Here is a 17,165-nt window from a genome sequence, read left to right on the forward strand (position 1 = left end):
ACACTCTTAAGCGCCCTTTAGAATCCAGTCCGTAGTCACGCCGAATTTTTTTGAGTATGCAACAACCACATCAAGAGGAAGATCTCTCTTTTCAAGTTCATATTTACATACCACACTGCTCCCGCCGGCAAGATGAAATTCTCTTGCTATGCTGCTTTGGCTTATGCCATGCTTTTCCCTGAGATACTTTATTCTCTCACCGATGGTCTTCAAGCTTTCCTGCATACTATATTCCTCCAATGATTTGTTTTAACAACTATTGATCACCCCTTTCTTCAACGGGATGTATCGTAACATGGAAATGCAGCTTACGAGTCCGCTCTTAATCCGCTCTTAATCCACGGTCAGTCCGCCATGAGTCCGCTATCAGTCCGCCGTCAGTCCGCAATTGTATATACAATTAAAAAAAGCAAAGAAAAAGACTGCCGAAGCAGTCCCTACCTTAGTTTATTCTATTTCCATTCTTGTCAATGATGCCGTTATCCTTATCTTCCCTGTCACGTCTCTTACAGTACTTCCAGATAAGAAGTCCATACAGAACTATAGCATCCTTCTTCACATCAAAATACTTGGTGCGTCCCATGAAGAGTTCCTTCTGCATTGCCTCATCACTATTCTTTGTGTTTTCACCCTTCATATATACTGAATCGATGATACTGGCTAGAGCTTCTCCTTCCTCAACAAAGGCTTTCATCTGCTCAAGGACAAGTACACTCTTTTCGCTGTACCATATTTCACAGGCCACTTTCCAGGCAAAAACCCTTCTTGCCTTTTTACTGTAATTCTCCGGATGTGCCACGATATCGATGAACTGTGTCCTGTATGGAATCTTCTTTGAGACATTGTTGAGCCATTTGATTCCCATCCTCTTTGCGAATGCTTTTCCTGCATTGTACTTTATAAGAAGCTCCCTGATGATATCATACATTTCACCATAATCGATTCCCTGTGAAATGCATTCGTTAAGAATAATCTCATGTGCCGTTATACCTATTACATACATAATCTCTTCCCTCTAAAAATAAAACCGCAAAAACAATTGTTACATTCCCTCTACACCAGTTTTCCCCATAAAAATACGGAGATAACATGTGGTGTTTCTTGTTATCTCCGGTGTATATTATGACTTATTTTCCTAGCTGCTAAATCCGATCACTACAAAAAACTCTTGGTTCATTAAGTCTAATCAACCTCTCGGATCTTAAGACCTTTTCCCCTTTTTCTGAAATGCTCTTTCAGATACTTACCATATCGTTCATATGTGCCTATAATTACATCAGCATGTTCATCCTCATCATCGATTTCCTTAAGTTTTGAAATACACTCCTCAAGCTGTTCAAAATAGGATTTATTCTCGGAGTTCTTCTTTAGAAATAGATCCGCATCTGGATCATCCATTAGAAGCTTTAATGGATTTACTCCAAGTTCTTTGTACAGTCTGTATAATCTGTCATAATCAAGAGGTCCGCCATTCCTCTTGATAGTCTCATAATACTTTGTATCAACTCCGATGATCTCAGCCATCTCAGGATTGGACTTTTCCTTTTCCCTCTGGATGACTTCAAGGTAATTATGGACATTCCGGTTAACCAATGGGAGTTCTTTCTTTTTTGTCTCATGCCGTTTATACTTGGATTTACTACTTTTGTTCTCACTATCAGTCATATTGAAATCTCCTCGTACTATAATCTAACCCAGACATATATTCTTGTGTACCCAACAGTTTCTAGGGTGCAGAAAGAAATTCTAGGGTGGTGTGCAATTTGTCCTGTTCGTTATTCAAAAAATATCTATGCCAGTTTGCGCACAATCATATGTGTCACCACCTCCTTAAGGGCAAAAAAATAACCCAGTTCCGTAGAACCAGGTATTCCCCTTAAAGTATGGCTAACTAGCAGCTGTATAATATTTTTTGTCGGGCAAAAAGTAATCCGGGCTATACGAAGGATTCTAAGGAACAATCAAAGTGATTTCATACCGGATTCTCTGAATCCCTCCTGGATCAGCCCGCCAGACCACATTATAAGCCTAACGCAGAGCATACTTTCCCCTATAACATATTTATATCAGCTGACGAGTCCAATAAGAATGCCAGCAAAAGTTCGGTAACTATAACAAAAAAAGCTGGCCAATAAGCCAGCTAAAAAGTATCGGGTAATCGATTTTAATGAGGGGCTACCTTCGTGAGGGTCTTTCTTGAGGGTTGCTCGTGAGGGGCAAACTTGAGGGTCTGGTTTGAGGGTTATTCGTGAGGGTTTAGCCTTGGAAACGCTACACTGCTGTTCTCGACGGTGGTGATACTTGCTGTTCCCATCATCTTCACCGTCGGCTAAACTGTACCGGCGTTTCCAACAGGTTCGGTCAAGGGTGGCGGCGTAGTATACTTAAAAAGGTGATCACATGAATGAACGTGACCACCTTTTTTCTTGACTTATTTTTGTTTGTTTTAGTTATCTACTTGACAGGCCCCTGTTCACTCAGGACTGACCCTCATAAACTTTGGGAAACCCTCACGAATATCGATTACCCAAAAAAAGAAAGCGCCGGAAATGGCAAAAAGACGAAGCACATATATTCTATGACTCTGATAAGTTCAGGACGACCTGTTAGTATCTGAAGAATAAGTGTATCATTAATCCCTACAAATCCTACCATTACACAGATCATACCTAAAGAAATGAAATCAATACCTGATGATTTCATAACGATCTGGCCCGTTATTCCTGCTATAACAAAAAGAAGCCCGATAACTATAGTTGTCGTACACTGTCCAAATGGAAAGAGATTTCTCTTAAAGACATATGTCATGTACTGCTCTGCAACACTGATAGCTATATCTCTTATACCTGCAGACGTATTTGCGAATACAGGATCGAGGTCCATCCTTAAAGTAGAACTTCCCTCTGGAATTGCGATGGTATGATATTGCATACCATAGGAAAGACCCAAATGCCTTGGAATCGCAGGATTATACTCGTATATCAGCTCATCCGATGCATAAACCCTAAAATTGGTATCAACCGTTTTGAAGCAAATCGCCTTCCCTTCAGTGTCCAGCCCTCTGATATCCAACGTAACAGAATGATCGCCTGGCTCAAGATCATAAAGATCAACAGCCTGTCCATCTTCATCAATCCAGCCTTCATTAATATCACCAGATATGGCAGCATTAGTATTTCTTTCACGATTGCCTGAAGCAACAGAAATAATCACAAAAACCAAAAGTACAATAATGCAGCCAGCCTGCTCTATGCTTGAACGAGCTAATTCATTCCATCTTTTCATGGTTATTCTTTACTCCCTGCACTTATTTTATCATAATAACGTGCAGAAATGACATTATATCTGCCTCACACTTTCTCCCTCCACAAGCTTAACCGGAACGCACACGCTCTGGGAAAAGCTGCTATCCTGCAGCATCTTAAGAAGCAGCTCCATGGCCATTTTTGCCCTGAGTTCATTGTTTTGATAAACGGAGGTAAGCACAGGCGCAACCCTCTGACAGTCAATGCTTCCATCAAATCCTACAACTGAAATGTCCTCCGGAGCCGAAATACCGCAGCTCTTAAGAAATACCATGAGATCAATTGCATAGTAGTCTGAAACCGCAAATATAGCGGTATATTTCTTTATTTTCTTCAGATTTTTCTGGTAAAAGAGATGTCTCTTTTCCCTGCTCATAGGAATCATAAGGAAGTCAGCATCCTTCCCTAGCCCCTGATTAAGTCCGTTATATCTGTCAAGATCCATACATATGTTGTTATCGGAAACGCAAAGGACCTTCTTATGCCCCATCTTCCTAAGGTACTCTCCGACCTGTCTGCCGCCGTCAAAGTCATCTATGGTAACATTGCTGATGCGTCCCTGTTCCTTCATAAAGCCGTCGTAGACAACGAAGGGACGTCTTATATGATCCCGAAGGTTCTTGTATTCATCCTCGCAAAAACCGATGATGATGAGACCATCAAGATTCCACATTGAAGAAAAGCGCACGATATCCAGGATCTCTTTTACCTTTTTCAGCATCATGAAGTACCCTGCATTCTCAATTTCGTCGGACAAATAGTTAATGGCAGAGCTAATAAAGGGATCTTCAAAAACCCTTCCCTCATACTTTTCATGATCATTGACCACAACTCCTATGATCCTTGAATTATTCCTGGCCAGGAGCGTTGCTGCCATATTTGGAATATAGCCGCTTTCCTCAAGTTTTTTCTCGACTCTCTTTACCGTTGCATCAGATATCTTTTTGGTCTTGCCATGCAGCACGTTTGATACAGTAGCCGTGCTGACTCCAAGTTCTTCTGCGATATCTATGATCCTTACCTTGTTCTCATCCCACATACTATGCCCTTACTCTATTGTGTTCATCCACTTTCTGCTTCTAAACATAAACACGGTTATGATAAATCTGACCAGTTCCTCCTGGGACAATATGAAATATACCCAGACGATTGGCAACTTAAGATACAGTCCGGTTAAAAGACCCAGTGGCACTCCCACAAGCCAGGTACCAAGTATATCTATGATCATGATGTACTTGGTCCTGCCGCCGCTTCTGATAATGCCTCCACCGAGGATCATGTTTTGAACCTTGACCGGCGCAAGAATTGCAAAAGTCACCAGCAGCATCCCACCGATCATACCGACATTTGCATCAACCTTAAATAGACCCACATATAGGTTTCTGCCCAATACAAGAATTAACGACATAAGAGCCGAGCCTACAAAACCATATATGCACAGTTTCTTGGACTCCGCATAGGCCTTGTCGTATTCCTGCTCTCCCAGGCGCTTTCCGATAAGAATACCTGCTGCCTGCGCAAGTCCCGAAAGAGCTCCAATAGACAACCCCTGAATCGGTCCTGTAAGAGCCATACCTGCCAGCTCATCTGTCCCCATGTGTCCGTAAATGAAGGTATTTACATTCTGTCCCACAGTCCACATGAATTCATTAAACACTATAGGAAACAGTATCGTAATGTACTGCTTTATTTCCGTTCCATCCATTTTGATACAGACGCGGAACTTGCAGATCTTATTATAGAAATAGATCATGAGAACCAGATTCACAACCTGAGATGCCACGCTGGCAATGGCTGCACCCTTAACTCCAAGCGCTGGTGCGCCGAAATGCCCGAATATCAGGATGAAGTTCAGCGCTGTATTGACGACAGCCGCCACGGCACTTATGTATAATGGATATTCCGAGTGGTCTTTGCACCTTATCTGCACCGCCAGTATGGAAGCTACTCCCGAAAGAGGATAAATGAGTGAAACAATGCGGACATACTCAGTTCCGGTCTCTATTACCGCCGCATCCTTCGTAAATATTCCGGTCAGTATTCCCGGAATAAACAGACATGCCATTGTTGTCAAAAGAGCTATCACCATCATGACCAGCATGTTGATCGACATGCTCACATCTACTTTTTCATCATCCTCTTTTCCAATGTACTGAGAAACCATGATGCCTGTTACTGTTGCTACTGCTCCGCTGACAAAGGCAAAAACAAATCCCGGCTTACCTCCAATTTCTACCGCTGCTATGGCAGTCTTACCAAGCTGCCCCACCATAACCTGATCAATCATAGAAAAAGAAGACTGCAGCATAGCCTGTAATGCAACAGGAACTGCAATCTTCATAGATTTTCTGAAAAATGATTCTTCCGTCATCACTTGCCTCCTCAATAATACCTAACAATATTATTAGTATAGAAAGCCCGTAATAGCAATGGGTTAATCGCGTAACCCTTTTTCTGAATATGTTTAATCAAGGACCTCACCATTCCTGGAGATTATCACAACCTGCCATGGAAGGAACTTACCACTGTTCTTTATTGCATTCTCAGCGGCTCTTTGAAGGCCTCCGCAACAGGGAACCTCCATTCTTACAATAGTCACACTGGCAATGTCGTTGTTTGATATGATCTCTGTAAGCTTCTCAGTGTAATCTCCCTCGTCAAGCTTAGGGAAGATTAACTCCGAATTCATGTCCCGCCTGTTATTTCCTGATCACCTTATAAGTCAGCTCCAGAAATCCAACATTCGTTACTGCAAAAACCAGCAAATACAACGGCATTATTCCTATCCCTATCGCCTGCTGCAAGTGACCGAAGACCATTGGCATAAAGGTGCTTCCAACATACGCAGATGCCATTTGAAGTCCGATAACAGCAGCACTATATCTTTTGCCGAAATTAGTCGGAGCCATGTGCTGGATTGCGGGATAAACGGGTCCCATTCCTGTTCCGATGACTACAAAGCCAACTGCTGCAACAAGACAACCATTTGTTGGAATAAAGACGAACAATATGCCCACCAATTCCACTATTATTCCAATCCTGATAAGAAGCCTGTCACCCAGCTTATTGGATATAAAACCGGATATGAGTCTTCCCAGCATAAGTCCTCCGAAAATCAGGGATCCAAAAGATGCTATAAGTTCATCTGAAAGACCTGCTCTTGTTCCGGCAAAATAACTCGGTGTCCAAAGAAAGCATGTAGCCTCACCTGCACAATAGGCAAAGAACGCAACTAATGTCAGGATCACTCCGGGAACTTTTAAGGTTTCTCTAATGCCTGCGCTGTTTTTGATATCTTCTTCATTACTTTCCGACTCATTCTTTTTCCAAAGAGGAAGGGAAAGAATACATACAAGCAGAATCCCAATCTGAACAAAGGCAGTCCATCTATAGCCTTCATTCCATCTGGCATACTTAAGAGCAAGGGCCATAATTGACGGACTAATTACCGCACCCACACCATAGAAGCAATGCAAAAAGTTCATAACTGATCCGGAGTAGTTATTCGCTACGTAATGATTTACAGATGCATCTATTGCGCCAGCTCCAAGACCATAAGGCACAGCAAACAAGAATAGCATCGCATAGTGTCCTGATATTGAAAAGCCAAGAAGTCCAAGGATTGTCAGGAATATCGAAAAGATAACGATCCATTTCGTGTGAAATCTCTTTATGAATTTAGGGCTTAAGAGCGCTGAAATAATGGTCATGAATGAGATTGTCATTGAAACATAACCAGCGTAGGAGGAAGGAACACCGAATGTCCCTTGCATCACTGGCCATCCAGACCCCAAAAGCGAGTCAGGTAATCCCAGGCTTATAAAAATCAGATATATAACTGCCAATAGTAAAGAACCCATTATTATCTCTCCTTAAATCTGTATAGTCATTTATCTTACTCTTGATATGATGAAATTATATCGTATAGAATTAAGGCAGTGATAGTATTAAATGTGCATCTTTCGAGTATATGATAGTACAATATCGTCATTTGCATTTCTGGAGGATTTATGGCTCTTTCCTATTCAGTTGATAAAGTTGATGAAAATGGGCGTGAGATGCTCACCTTGAAACCAAAACAGGTCACCAGCATGCGCTTGTTTTCAGCCCTAAAATTGTCTCTCCATCAGAAGATCTTATATGGAAATCTTATGTAGAACCAATTCTTGGAGAAAAGAATCTTCCTTTTATCAGGTTATCTCCTTCTGTCCCCTGGCAAAAAGAGATATTAAAACTCTCTGATCACGCATGGGAACAAGGTGCTTACGAAAAGACTGATTATCCCATAAATGTATGTCAAAACATGACTCAGGTGTTCCAGGTTATTACCAGACATCTCGAAATACTCACTCATGAATCCACTTACACCGACCGTTTCCAAAAAGATGAGCTTCGCATAAAGAAGGCACTGATATTCATTGAAAATAACTACCATGGGAATATTACAATAGATGACATTGCCTCAAGCTCAGATATTAGCGTCAGTACATGCCTTCGATTATTCAAAGATGTTCTCGGGACAACACCAATAAGGTACCTTGTTGACTACCGCTTGCAGAAAGCCATGGAAGAACTGACTTCGCCTGACAAAAAGCCCATCGGAGAAATCGCCTTTTCATGCGGCTTTACAGATGCAACATACATTAACAGATGTTTCAAAAAAGAGTATGGCATGACTCCAACGGAATACATCTCATGCCTAAAAAAAGAGTAGGAAAAGGATGTCAGTCCCTACTCCCTTTATATTCCGGTATAATGCTCATTCCAGCAAACTGGAATTGTTAGCACTCTGTCTTATTGCACCGGAGGCATAAAGCATAAAATGCAATCGCCAGAAACTGTGATACCACAGACACAGTGACAAGATACACAGGATTCAAATCATACAGGGCACCGAGAAGCCAACTGCCCAGAAACCACGCAATACCAAATCCTGTCTCAAATATTCCGAAACCGGTGCTTCGCATGGAACGCGGAACGATTCCGCTGACAGCTGCTTTCATAATACTTTCCTGCGCACCCATTCCAATCCCCCACAGAATTATCCCAGCTCCGATCAACCAGGCATTTCCAGTCATAAAAACAAAATATGAGAAGAATGTGCTGCATAGTGTGGAAATGATCAGAGCCTTCAGCCCGACCTTATCATAAAGCCAGCCAAAGAATAGTGCAGCAAAGGCATCCACAGCCATTGCCCCAGCATATAGCAGGCTGAGCATGGATTCATTAAATGCTCCGGTATTAGCCGAATGAAGTGTGATCAGGGTGAAGTCTGCAAAGCCAAAAGCAAAAAAGCAGATGGCCGCCATGAACAGAACAAATGACTTCCTGAATTCAAAGCTTGCCGGGTTATCTTCCTGCTTTTCAAAGATCTCCGGATCAGGGTATCTTATCTTTGCTGTCAAAACAAGAGCTATGGTGATTATTGCAGGAACAAGCAGTATCGCAAAAGAGATCCTATATGTTGTAAAAAGGTCGTCTGTACCTTTTACAAGAGCTGTTACAAAAAGCAGTACCGGTCCGAGAAACGCGCCAAGCTGATCCAGAAACTCCTGATAGGCAAAGCCTTTTCCGCTTCCGATCTCGCTTGCCGCAAAGCTTACCAATGTGTTTTTGGCAGGCTTTTTTATCGCTTTTCCGATACGCTCCAGGATCACAAGACCGCAGGCCCAAATCCAGCCATGTTCAGGTACGAGTGCCAGTGCAGGAATCGCCAGAGCCTGTATTACATAGCCTGTGATAACAAATGTCCAGTATTTCTTCGTTTTATCTGCTATAAATCCGGATATGAGCCTTAGTGAATACCCGCACAATTCTCCTATACCGGACACAAATCCGATGGTTGCAGCGGATGCCCCTGCGAGGTTCAGATATTCGCCCAATATGCTTCTGGCGCCTTCATGAGTCATGTCCGAAAACAGACTTACGATTCCCATCAGGGTTATAAATATTATGGCGCCAGACAAAGCCCTTTTTTTATCCATGTTCTACTCCACTAATCCCGATTTGCTTATTTCATTATCCTGGAATTCAAAGTTTTATTATCGTCGCAAGTTTCTTTCCGCATAGAATTCCAAATATGCAGCAAAAACAACTCAGTGCCACATATAATCCGCCATTCATATATTGTTTCTTCTCAAACAAATTAAAAGCTTCAAGGGAAAATGTAGAGAATGTGGTAAAACCTCCACACACCCCTGTCTTCCAGAAAAGAATGGTATTATCAGATACACTTTCTCGGTTACTGGTAATTCCAACAACGAATCCAATTAGTATGGCACCGAGGATATTTGTAATCAGAGTTAATATCGGAAAATAAGTCTTAACAGGAATCAGACTTATTGCATATCGCGCTACTGCACCCAAGGCACCACCAAGTGCTACAAATAGAAAATTCATATCAACCTCTCTATTGTCATATATACTGGAATATATTCCTCAATCCCTATTATACATAAACCAAAAGTGTAGCGAAAAACATTTGTTTTTTGAGACAGCTGAAAACATAGAAAAACAGCCATTTTCCGTAGGATTATCTTTTATGATATGTTCAAACATGTCAGCATCTGTTATAGTGATCAGAGACAGTCGAGAGCCTGGGATCTATTCTAGATGTGATCCCCTAACCGAGCCAAACGGCTGTCTTTTTAATTTGTTTTATCTATTGTCTTAACATAATGTGTTGCATACAGCTTCTCTATGTATTCATTTCCAGTTTTGCTAAACCTTAGCTGTACTGTAGATTTGTTTTTCCTTCCCCACTGCTTATAAAAAGTAAAGCTTGGTTTCAGGTCATTCTTCCCAGCGTAGCGCTTCATTTCTTCAAGAACACCTGCTAACTTTTTCAGGTTGATCTTACAGACTTTTTCAAGATACGGGATCTGGCCATTACGCCATCTCTCATAATCCTCTTTTGACAGGATATCCAGATCCATAAGAGTCTGTACTGCTGTAGCGTAGCCTGTATTATTTACCTGCTGATACATAGAGCTGTTTACTCTGCTAATAAGTTGTGACTGATTCATTGTTTTTCACCAAGATACTTCATAAGAGTTTCAAGCCCCTCCATTGGAACACAGAATGTTCCATCTCTGTGAATGCATCCCTCATGAACTGCGTTTATGTCAAACCATCTGACCTCATCAACCTCTTCCTTTTGAAGAACGAGGCTGTCAATATCTACCGGCTTTTCATACACATAAACAAAAGCCACTTCATTGTCATTAAAGAGTTTTCCGTGGAACTCCATCTCATATTTGATGTGGAACTTCCCTGCAAAAGAAAGATCTCCTTCATTTGCTCTTATCCCCAGTTCCTCATGAAGCTCTCTCTGAGCTGATTCAAGCGGATTATCACCTGCCAGGATATGTCCTGCAGAAGAAGTATCAAACATCCCGGGAAAAGACTCTTTTTCAGCACTTCGCTTCTGAAGAAGCACTTGATAGGCATCTTCCTCTTTTCTTACTATCCATATATGTGCGGTTCTGTGAGGAATACCCTTTTCATGGGCTTCACTCCTACTTACAGTTTCCCCTGTAGGTATTCCGTTGTCGTCTGTTATATCAAAATATTCCATTAGTTTCTCTTTCTGCTACAAATGTATGTTTCTGAATACCATGAAACTTTCCAGTTCCTCTGGTATGGATAAGTCATATGTACCATCACCTATTATCGTTTCGATATTCCCCCATTTATCCCTGAGGCAGATACCATCCACGGATTCAATCTGATATAACTCCTCCAAAGACGGATAATCATATTCTCCACTTCCATCATTTGCACCACACCTCTGGAAAGATACATGATCACCATACTTTATAATCATGTATGTCTTCGCTTGATTCATAAAGTATATCTCAAACTCAGGCTCCCCCTGAGCTGCATCATATATGCTTGTGAATTCTTCAAAGCTTAACATTATATATCCTCACTGGGAAAATGTCATTGACCGCCAATTGACCTGCAATTGACTTTTTCCTAATTACAGATTCTTGTAAAACGCCACTGCTTCCTGTAATTCCACTTCTGTAGGGTGACCTTTCTGCAGACCTCCCACAAGTTTGAAAGGCCCGTAAGTATCGAAACCTTTTGCCTGGAATCGTCCAAGTTCCTTACAGTGCTTGCCTTCAGTTATGGCTGCCATAGAATTAAAGTTGCTCTTTATGGGATTACCAGCAGTTGCTATAAAAAAGACATCCTTTCCTGTAGGAAGGTTAATCTTTGCAAAGGTCTGAACCTGTTCTGCGAACTTCCCATAATAAATTCCTGATGCCCATCCAATCCTATCATATCCTGTAAGATCTACCTCATGCTTATCTGTTACATCGATAAGTTCAACCTCTGGATCATATTCCTTTATTGCATCCAGCACCTTCTTTGTATTGCCGTGATGCTTACTGTAATATGCAATAGCTGTTTTTCCAATCAAAGCTTCTCTTACTCCATTTCCCCAGTTTTTTTGCTGATTCTTATAGTGCTATCCCCCATGAGCGGCATAACTTTACCATCCTCATTAATTAGTCCAAGCCCGAAGCACCATGCATCCGGGCTCTCAAAAGAATCCACTATAACAAGATTATCCGCCAGTTTCTTTTGCAAATATGCCCTGGCTTGTTCCTTATCTATCATATAACTACTGCCCATCTATTTTTCAAAAATCCCCTTACTAATTACCGATGCATTCATCGACGAAATCAAAAAATGCCTCTTCTGTTGTAAAAACTATTCTCGTCTCATCTTTCCACTTTTCTTTCCAGGCTTTTTCATCATACTTATCTATAACATTCCTATACTTGCTATACATTGAGGTATGAATTCCTATATACCAGTATATTTTCTTTTTGGCACACCTGATTTCTGATCTATACTTCATTCCAGGGTCTTTTTCATATCCATAATGTAAATCTGCCACTGGTCGCTGCTTTTTAAGATTCTTCCAAGGTTTTGAATGAGCTGTTTCATCAAATTTTTTTGCTACTTCCAAAATTTTCACAGCAAGTTCATCATTTTGAAAATCCATAAGACGCATCCTTTCCTACTGATGTATTATCAGTACCAATTGTGCATTTATCAATTCACAACTTTAATCAGAACTCATCCATAAAGTCATCTGGATCTAGCCCTGCATCTTCCAATGCCTCTCTTCGCTCGTCTTCATCCATGAATTCAAGTTCATCCCGAGAAAGTCCCACTTCCTCTAATTCGTCTTCAATTTCTTCCTCATCATATAGTTCTGATGTTTCACCATTATCCTCATTGAAGATAGTATCATTTATAAAGGCCCATTCTGCTGCATCTATCTTCCCATCATGGTTGAAGTCAAAAGCGGAGTGCCCAAACATTTTGTCAAAAGGTCCTTGCATTGTGAATGCCTCCTACATCACATATTCTTTCATCCCACTTAGTTTCGCATAGTTCCACATTCGCTCTATAACATCATCTGAATAGTTTTCCATCTCAGTTTCTATTATTATATCGTGAGATGTTTTTATATGTTTATTTCTACTCTCAATCTTAATAATGTAATCCTTTGTAGGTATTCTATTGTTCTTTTTACTATTACATGATGGACAGGCCAATACAAAGTTCCATATCTTGTCGTCCTTTACAAAAGACCATGGAATGAAGTGATCCACATGAATCTTATTATTCAGTTTTCGTCCACAGTAAAAACAGGTATCTTCTTCAAATTCTTTCCGCAAGATTTCCCTGTAAACTGAAAGATCTTCACGCCTTGGAGTAGCAAGTTCTAGCTTTTCAATGACCCTAACTAAAGCATTCTCATCGTTTACCTGTTCTAGGAATCTCGCCCAAGAATAATAATTCAATCTCTCTAATTCAGATTTATACTTAAGCATAAAATCCGAAAAAACCGGGCTCAAAGTTAATCCTTCATCAGATAAAGAAAACTCATATATTAGTCCGTCAAAATCCTCATATAACGCACCTATTACATACCTCTTACATTCCTTTGACACCTGTTTTATAAGAGATTTCTTTTGTAAATCATCAAGCGACTGAAACTCCAAAACAGAAACAATTGCATTATTAGCCACTGCATCTTTAAATATCGTTTCTATTCTTGAATAGACAGATTTTCCATCCGGTCTCATCTGGCGCAAATCATACTTGACCACTAAGTTCCAATAGTTTTCAGCAAACTTAGCAAATATTTCTTCATATGTATAATACACACCTTTATCAGTCTGCCTGCCATTAAAAGCATTATCCAAAAGAGACTTTATAAGTCCAAACTTATAAGTATTCCTTTTTCTGCAGGAATCAGAAAAGACATAGTTAAATAGAGACCATATCTTATCTTCAGAAACCAAATATTCTTTTATGTTTCCGGATGTTTTATCATATCCTGCCATAAGCCTTCCCTTAGAAAGATAAGCTCTTTGCTACTACAATCAATTGCCCAACATTTTCTTTAATAGCTTCAAGATCAGAATCTGCCCCCCAACTTATTCTTATCGCTGAGGAAATAGTCTCCTTATCTATCCCCATAGCTGTAAGAACATAACTTGGACTGTAATCATTCGAGGTGCATGCTGAACCGTTGGATATTCCACAATACTGCTTAGATGAAAGCATAAGCGCCTCAGATTCAACGCCTTGAAAACTAACATTTATCGTATTAGGCATACAGTATTCCTGATTACCATTATACTCATAATTTATTCCAGATTCTTCTATCAATCCTCTTACCGCATTTTTTATCTCTAGGCAATGAGTATAATTCTTTTTGTATTCCGCAGCTGCAATTTCACAAGCTTTCCCCAGTCCTGCAACCAATGCAACAGGAATTGTTCCAGGTCTTATGCCATGCTCCTGTTGGCCGCCAAACGATATTGCTTTCACCGGAGGCAATTTATATCTTTTTTTTCTTAATACTAACGCACCTATTCCTTGCGGTCCGTTAAATTTATGCGCACTGATGGAAAGCATGTTGTATTTTGTATTCCTTAGCTCATCAACAAGCTTTCCACAACTCTGTGTTGCATCAACATGGAAAAACACACCTTTATCTGTCAGAGCCTCTCCTATCTCTTCAATCGGCTGTATTACACCTGTTTCATTATTGGCATGCATGACACTCACGAGCAAAGTATCATCTCTAACTAACTCTATTACTTTTTGTGCCTTAACCCTTCCATCTTTCTCAGGATCAACAATATCAACCGAAAAGCCCTCGTTCTTAAGACTCTTTACAGTTTCAAGAACAGCTTTATGCTCTATGCTCGTAGTAATAACATGTTTTTTTCCTACAGAGTTTGCATAATCTATGAGGCCTCTTATAGCAATATTACTACTTTCAGTTGAACCACTTGTAAAAAAGACCTCTGTGCTATCAACACCTAAAAGCCCCGCAACATCTTTCCGTGCCTGTTCAACAATTTTTCTTGCACCATCGCCAAAATCATGGGTTCTACTGTCAGCATTACCAAACTTATTGGTATACACGTCCACCATATAATCCAGCACTCTCTTATCTATAGGTGTTGTTGCATTATAATCAAGATAAATTCCCATTTTTAGTCCTCTATTGAAAGCTTCAACAAATCATCCAGGTTCTTAATAAAGTTTGTTCCGCAAAGGTAAGCTATTCCTCTTTCCAAGTGTAATTTGAAATACTTAGAAAGAGTCTCCTCATCTGTTGGTAAATCCATCTTTTTGCACCATGCTATGATAAGTGCATCATAAATATCACTATATTCACCACCAAATGTGTACCAAGACATTTCAACATTGCTGTCTGCTACAATAGGTATATCTGTAGGTATGGTGTTTTCTGACAATGAAAAGCATAATGCCCATCTACATAAGATGTTCCAATTCTTTATCCCAGTCTTTCCCTTTAATCGTCCCAGTTTTTCTTTGGCGCCATTTGATAGTTTTATCTGCTTTATTATCATGGTTTTATTCCCATCCAAAATATGTTTTTGTCAACGAAGTTGTTTTATCATCATCGTTGTATTCAAGTGTAAATCTGTCTCCTACGCTTTCCTGCATAAGCTCATAGTACTTCTCATCAATTTCAGAATCCGTTGACAAGATAATTGTTTGTTCACTTGCATTCGGAAAGTATGTAGTAATCAGAGATTCCCTATGTGCTGAATCCAATCTAGATAAAGGAGTGTCAATGATAACAGGTAATTTTTTCTTAGAACAAATTGCTAATGACCAGAGCAACGAGATTACCATTAACTGCTTTTCCCCGGCAGATAAACGCTCCTTTGTAACAATTTCTCCTTCCTTATTCAAATATGTAAGATCCAATGTCTCAGGATCCATCTCAATATTTGATACAAGGTTTTTCTTATTAGCAAGTTTCTTGTAGCAATCTGTCATGGTTGCCGCTAAGATGCTTGTTTTCCTTGCCTGTAATCTTATCTTATATTGCTCGATAATATCCTTTGCCATATGAGCATATTTAACAACTCGCTCGTCAGAATCCACTGCTTCAAGAGAAGACAGTACGCTTTCAGCCATTCTACTAAATTCAGAAGAAAGCATAATATAATTATTATTTAGACTTGAGCGCTTCTTATGGTAATCCTCAATCTCAATCTCACAATTTGTAATCTCTTTCTCAGTTGATTTAATTGCCTTGAATAAGTCACTTAATTCCTTCTCATTTATATCAACAGACAAGTATCCATCAATCTCATCAATCTTCTTTTGATACTTCTTTTCGTCTTTTATAAGTTTACTGACCTGTTCCTTCGCATTCTCCAATCCATGATCATATAGCATACCCACTTTATAAAGTGTAGAATCTGACAGATTATAAATATTTTCGCTCTGATCATCCTCAACCTTTTCTTGCATAAACGATATAAACTTGTCAGTATTAGCATTTTTGCCTTCAAATTCAGAATATAGGTCTTTTATCTTGCTTAATGCTAATGATGATATCATTCTATTGTGCTCTACTTCACCTTCTTCTTTGATATCAGCCAATAGCGGCATTACTAAAGCTAAAGGAAGTTCACCTGCAGCCATCTCATATCTATCTTCTTGATTGCTAGCTAATGCAGTTAACTTATTAGCCCTTTCCTGCATTAAATCATGTTTCTGTTCAACAATGTCTCCACCCTTAACCTGATATTCAGAATTAAGGTTTTCTAATTCAGTTACTAATCTGTTCTTCTTTTTCTCTAAATCATCTATCTCTTCATCAAGCATCCTAAGCTCCTCGCTAGCAGCTTCTTTTTCGTTTCGGAGCTCTTCCAACTTTCCTAAATCTTGATTAGATGATATCTTCTTTCCTATTCTTGTAATTATCTTACTTATATCGCTATCAAGAATATCAAGAACCGATATTCCCAGCATTGCTTTGATGGACTCTTTCATCTGCAGACTAGTTTCTTCCACCGCAAGCTCTGCAATTTTTTCTCCATCAAAGAAAAAGAAATTCGATAATGCACTTGGTAGTATGCTTTCAACAAACATTGGCCAGTTTTCAGTTAAAAATGCACTGTCTTCGCCATTCTTCTTTACCCATATTCTCTCATGAACTCGCTGGGCGTTTGCATCCCATTCACGATGAACCTGATACACTTCCTCGTCAGAGTTATCCATGGAAAATACTATCTCTACAAAAGATTCTAAAGTACCATCTTTCTTATTAACATATGACTTCAGATATTGACCATATGACTGATACTTGCTCTCTGTATAAGCAAAAGAGTTAGAACCATAGAGGCTCAACAAAACCGCTTCCAGAATTGTAGTTTTACCCCTTCCGTTCATCCCTCCTATAAGAACAACTGGCCTTTTGCCAGAAAATTCCATAATATTCGTATCTGCATAAACACCAAAATTATGCAGAATAAGCTTTTTTATGATCATTCT

The 17,165-nt window shown here is 39.9% G+C and carries 21 protein-coding genes and 1 pseudogene; 1 reads left to right on the forward strand and 21 read right to left on the reverse strand.

The features are described 5' to 3' along the window. Nucleotides 1–6 precede the first annotated feature (6 nt). From ACHCNF_RS08780 to ACHCNF_RS08815, 8 genes and pseudogenes are all read right to left on the reverse strand, one after another. Nucleotides 7–225: a helix-turn-helix domain-containing protein gene (locus ACHCNF_RS08780; protein WP_408069441.1), complete on the reverse strand. Its 219-nt coding sequence runs from the start codon at nt 223–225 to the stop codon at nt 7–9. 217 nt (nt 226–442) lie between these two features. After that, on the reverse strand, nt 443–1,003 hold the full coding sequence (locus tag ACHCNF_RS08785) for a hypothetical protein (protein WP_408069442.1): 561 nt from the start codon (nt 1,001–1,003) through the stop codon (nt 443–445). Between the two features lie 179 nt (nt 1,004–1,182). After that, nucleotides 1,183–1,665 (reverse strand): hypothetical protein, encoded by a 483-nt coding sequence (locus ACHCNF_RS08790; RefSeq protein ID WP_408069443.1) that lies wholly within the window; start codon nt 1,663–1,665, stop codon nt 1,183–1,185. A gap of 858 nt (nt 1,666–2,523) precedes the next feature. Next, entirely contained in the window at nt 2,524–3,285 is a 762-nt protein-coding gene (locus ACHCNF_RS08795) for a hypothetical protein (RefSeq protein ID WP_408069444.1), read from the reverse strand. Between the two features lie 54 nt (nt 3,286–3,339). Beyond that, nucleotides 3,340–4,344 carry a LacI family DNA-binding transcriptional regulator gene (locus tag ACHCNF_RS08800; RefSeq protein ID WP_408069445.1) on the reverse strand — a complete coding sequence of 335 codons (1,005 nt, stop codon included), beginning with the start codon at nt 4,342–4,344 and terminating at the stop codon, nt 3,340–3,342. Between the two features lie 9 nt (nt 4,345–4,353). Then, on the reverse strand, nt 4,354–5,676 hold the full coding sequence (locus tag ACHCNF_RS08805) for an MATE family efflux transporter (RefSeq protein ID WP_408069446.1): 1,323 nt from the start codon (nt 5,674–5,676) through the stop codon (nt 4,354–4,356). A gap of 93 nt (nt 5,677–5,769) precedes the next feature. Further along, a pseudogene (locus ACHCNF_RS08810) lies at nt 5,770–5,973 on the reverse strand (4Fe-4S ferredoxin); the annotation flags it as partial. Nucleotides 5,974–6,004: 31 nt separating this feature from the next. Then, nucleotides 6,005–7,165, reverse strand: a complete 1,161-nt coding sequence (locus ACHCNF_RS08815; protein WP_408069447.1) for an MFS transporter — start codon at nt 7,163–7,165, stop codon at nt 6,005–6,007. A gap of 443 nt (nt 7,166–7,608) precedes the next feature. Here ACHCNF_RS08815 and ACHCNF_RS08820 point away from each other — a divergent pair, with 443 nt between their 5' ends. Continuing rightward, complete coding sequence (locus ACHCNF_RS08820; protein WP_408069448.1) at nt 7,609–8,019, forward strand: helix-turn-helix transcriptional regulator; 411 nt, start codon at nt 7,609–7,611, stop codon at nt 8,017–8,019. A 67-nt stretch (nt 8,020–8,086) separates the two neighbouring features. Here the strand turns inward: ACHCNF_RS08820 and ACHCNF_RS08825 are convergent, their stop codons facing one another. From ACHCNF_RS08825 to dndD, 13 genes are all read right to left on the reverse strand, one after another. Then, nucleotides 8,087–9,289: an MFS transporter gene (locus tag ACHCNF_RS08825; protein ID WP_408069449.1), complete on the reverse strand. Its 1,203-nt coding sequence runs from the start codon at nt 9,287–9,289 to the stop codon at nt 8,087–8,089. Nucleotides 9,290–9,335: 46 nt separating this feature from the next. Further along, on the reverse strand, nt 9,336–9,704 hold the full coding sequence (crcB, locus tag ACHCNF_RS08830) for a fluoride efflux transporter CrcB (RefSeq protein WP_026653093.1): 369 nt from the start codon (nt 9,702–9,704) through the stop codon (nt 9,336–9,338). A 248-nt stretch (nt 9,705–9,952) separates the two neighbouring features. Further along, entirely contained in the window at nt 9,953–10,330 is a 378-nt protein-coding gene (locus ACHCNF_RS08835; RefSeq protein WP_408069450.1) for a hypothetical protein, read from the reverse strand. Further along, nucleotides 10,327–10,881: an NUDIX hydrolase gene (locus tag ACHCNF_RS08840; RefSeq protein WP_408069451.1), complete on the reverse strand. Its 555-nt coding sequence runs from the start codon at nt 10,879–10,881 to the stop codon at nt 10,327–10,329. Before ACHCNF_RS08840 ends, ACHCNF_RS08835 begins: the two co-directional genes overlap by 4 nt. A gap of 15 nt (nt 10,882–10,896) precedes the next feature. Next, on the reverse strand, nt 10,897–11,223 hold the full coding sequence (locus tag ACHCNF_RS08845) for a hypothetical protein (RefSeq protein WP_408069452.1): 327 nt from the start codon (nt 11,221–11,223) through the stop codon (nt 10,897–10,899). Between the two features lie 63 nt (nt 11,224–11,286). Continuing rightward, complete coding sequence (locus ACHCNF_RS08850) at nt 11,287–11,733, reverse strand: flavodoxin domain-containing protein (protein ID WP_408069453.1); 447 nt, start codon at nt 11,731–11,733, stop codon at nt 11,287–11,289. A gap of 8 nt (nt 11,734–11,741) precedes the next feature. Further along, entirely contained in the window at nt 11,742–11,948 is a 207-nt protein-coding gene (locus tag ACHCNF_RS08855; protein ID WP_408069454.1) for a hypothetical protein, read from the reverse strand. Between the two features lie 22 nt (nt 11,949–11,970). Next, a complete protein-coding gene (locus ACHCNF_RS08860; RefSeq protein WP_408069455.1) occupies nt 11,971–12,324 on the reverse strand; it encodes a hypothetical protein in 354 nt (117 codons plus the stop codon). A 67-nt stretch (nt 12,325–12,391) separates the two neighbouring features. Further along, a complete protein-coding gene (locus tag ACHCNF_RS08865; RefSeq protein ID WP_408069456.1) occupies nt 12,392–12,667 on the reverse strand; it encodes a uroporphyrin-III methyltransferase in 276 nt (91 codons plus the stop codon). A 12-nt stretch (nt 12,668–12,679) separates the two neighbouring features. After that, a complete protein-coding gene (locus tag ACHCNF_RS08870) occupies nt 12,680–13,678 on the reverse strand; it encodes an HNH endonuclease (protein WP_408069457.1) in 999 nt (332 codons plus the stop codon). A gap of 10 nt (nt 13,679–13,688) precedes the next feature. Further along, on the reverse strand, nt 13,689–14,840 hold the full coding sequence (locus ACHCNF_RS08875) for a cysteine desulfurase family protein (RefSeq protein WP_408069458.1): 1,152 nt from the start codon (nt 14,838–14,840) through the stop codon (nt 13,689–13,691). A gap of 2 nt (nt 14,841–14,842) precedes the next feature. Continuing rightward, the gene (gene dndE / locus ACHCNF_RS08880; RefSeq protein WP_408069459.1) at nt 14,843–15,223 is read right to left on the reverse strand and encodes a DNA sulfur modification protein DndE; all 381 of its coding nucleotides are present in this window, start codon (nt 15,221–15,223) and stop codon (nt 14,843–14,845) included. A gap of 4 nt (nt 15,224–15,227) precedes the next feature. Next, on the reverse strand, nt 15,228–17,162 hold the full coding sequence (gene dndD / locus ACHCNF_RS08885; RefSeq protein WP_408069460.1) for a DNA sulfur modification protein DndD: 1,935 nt from the start codon (nt 17,160–17,162) through the stop codon (nt 15,228–15,230). Between the last annotated feature and the right edge of the window lie 3 nt (nt 17,163–17,165).

The organism is Butyrivibrio sp. NATIVEDY162 (assembly GCF_045999815.1).
Classification (GTDB): domain Bacteria; phylum Bacillota; class Clostridia; order Lachnospirales; family Lachnospiraceae; genus Butyrivibrio.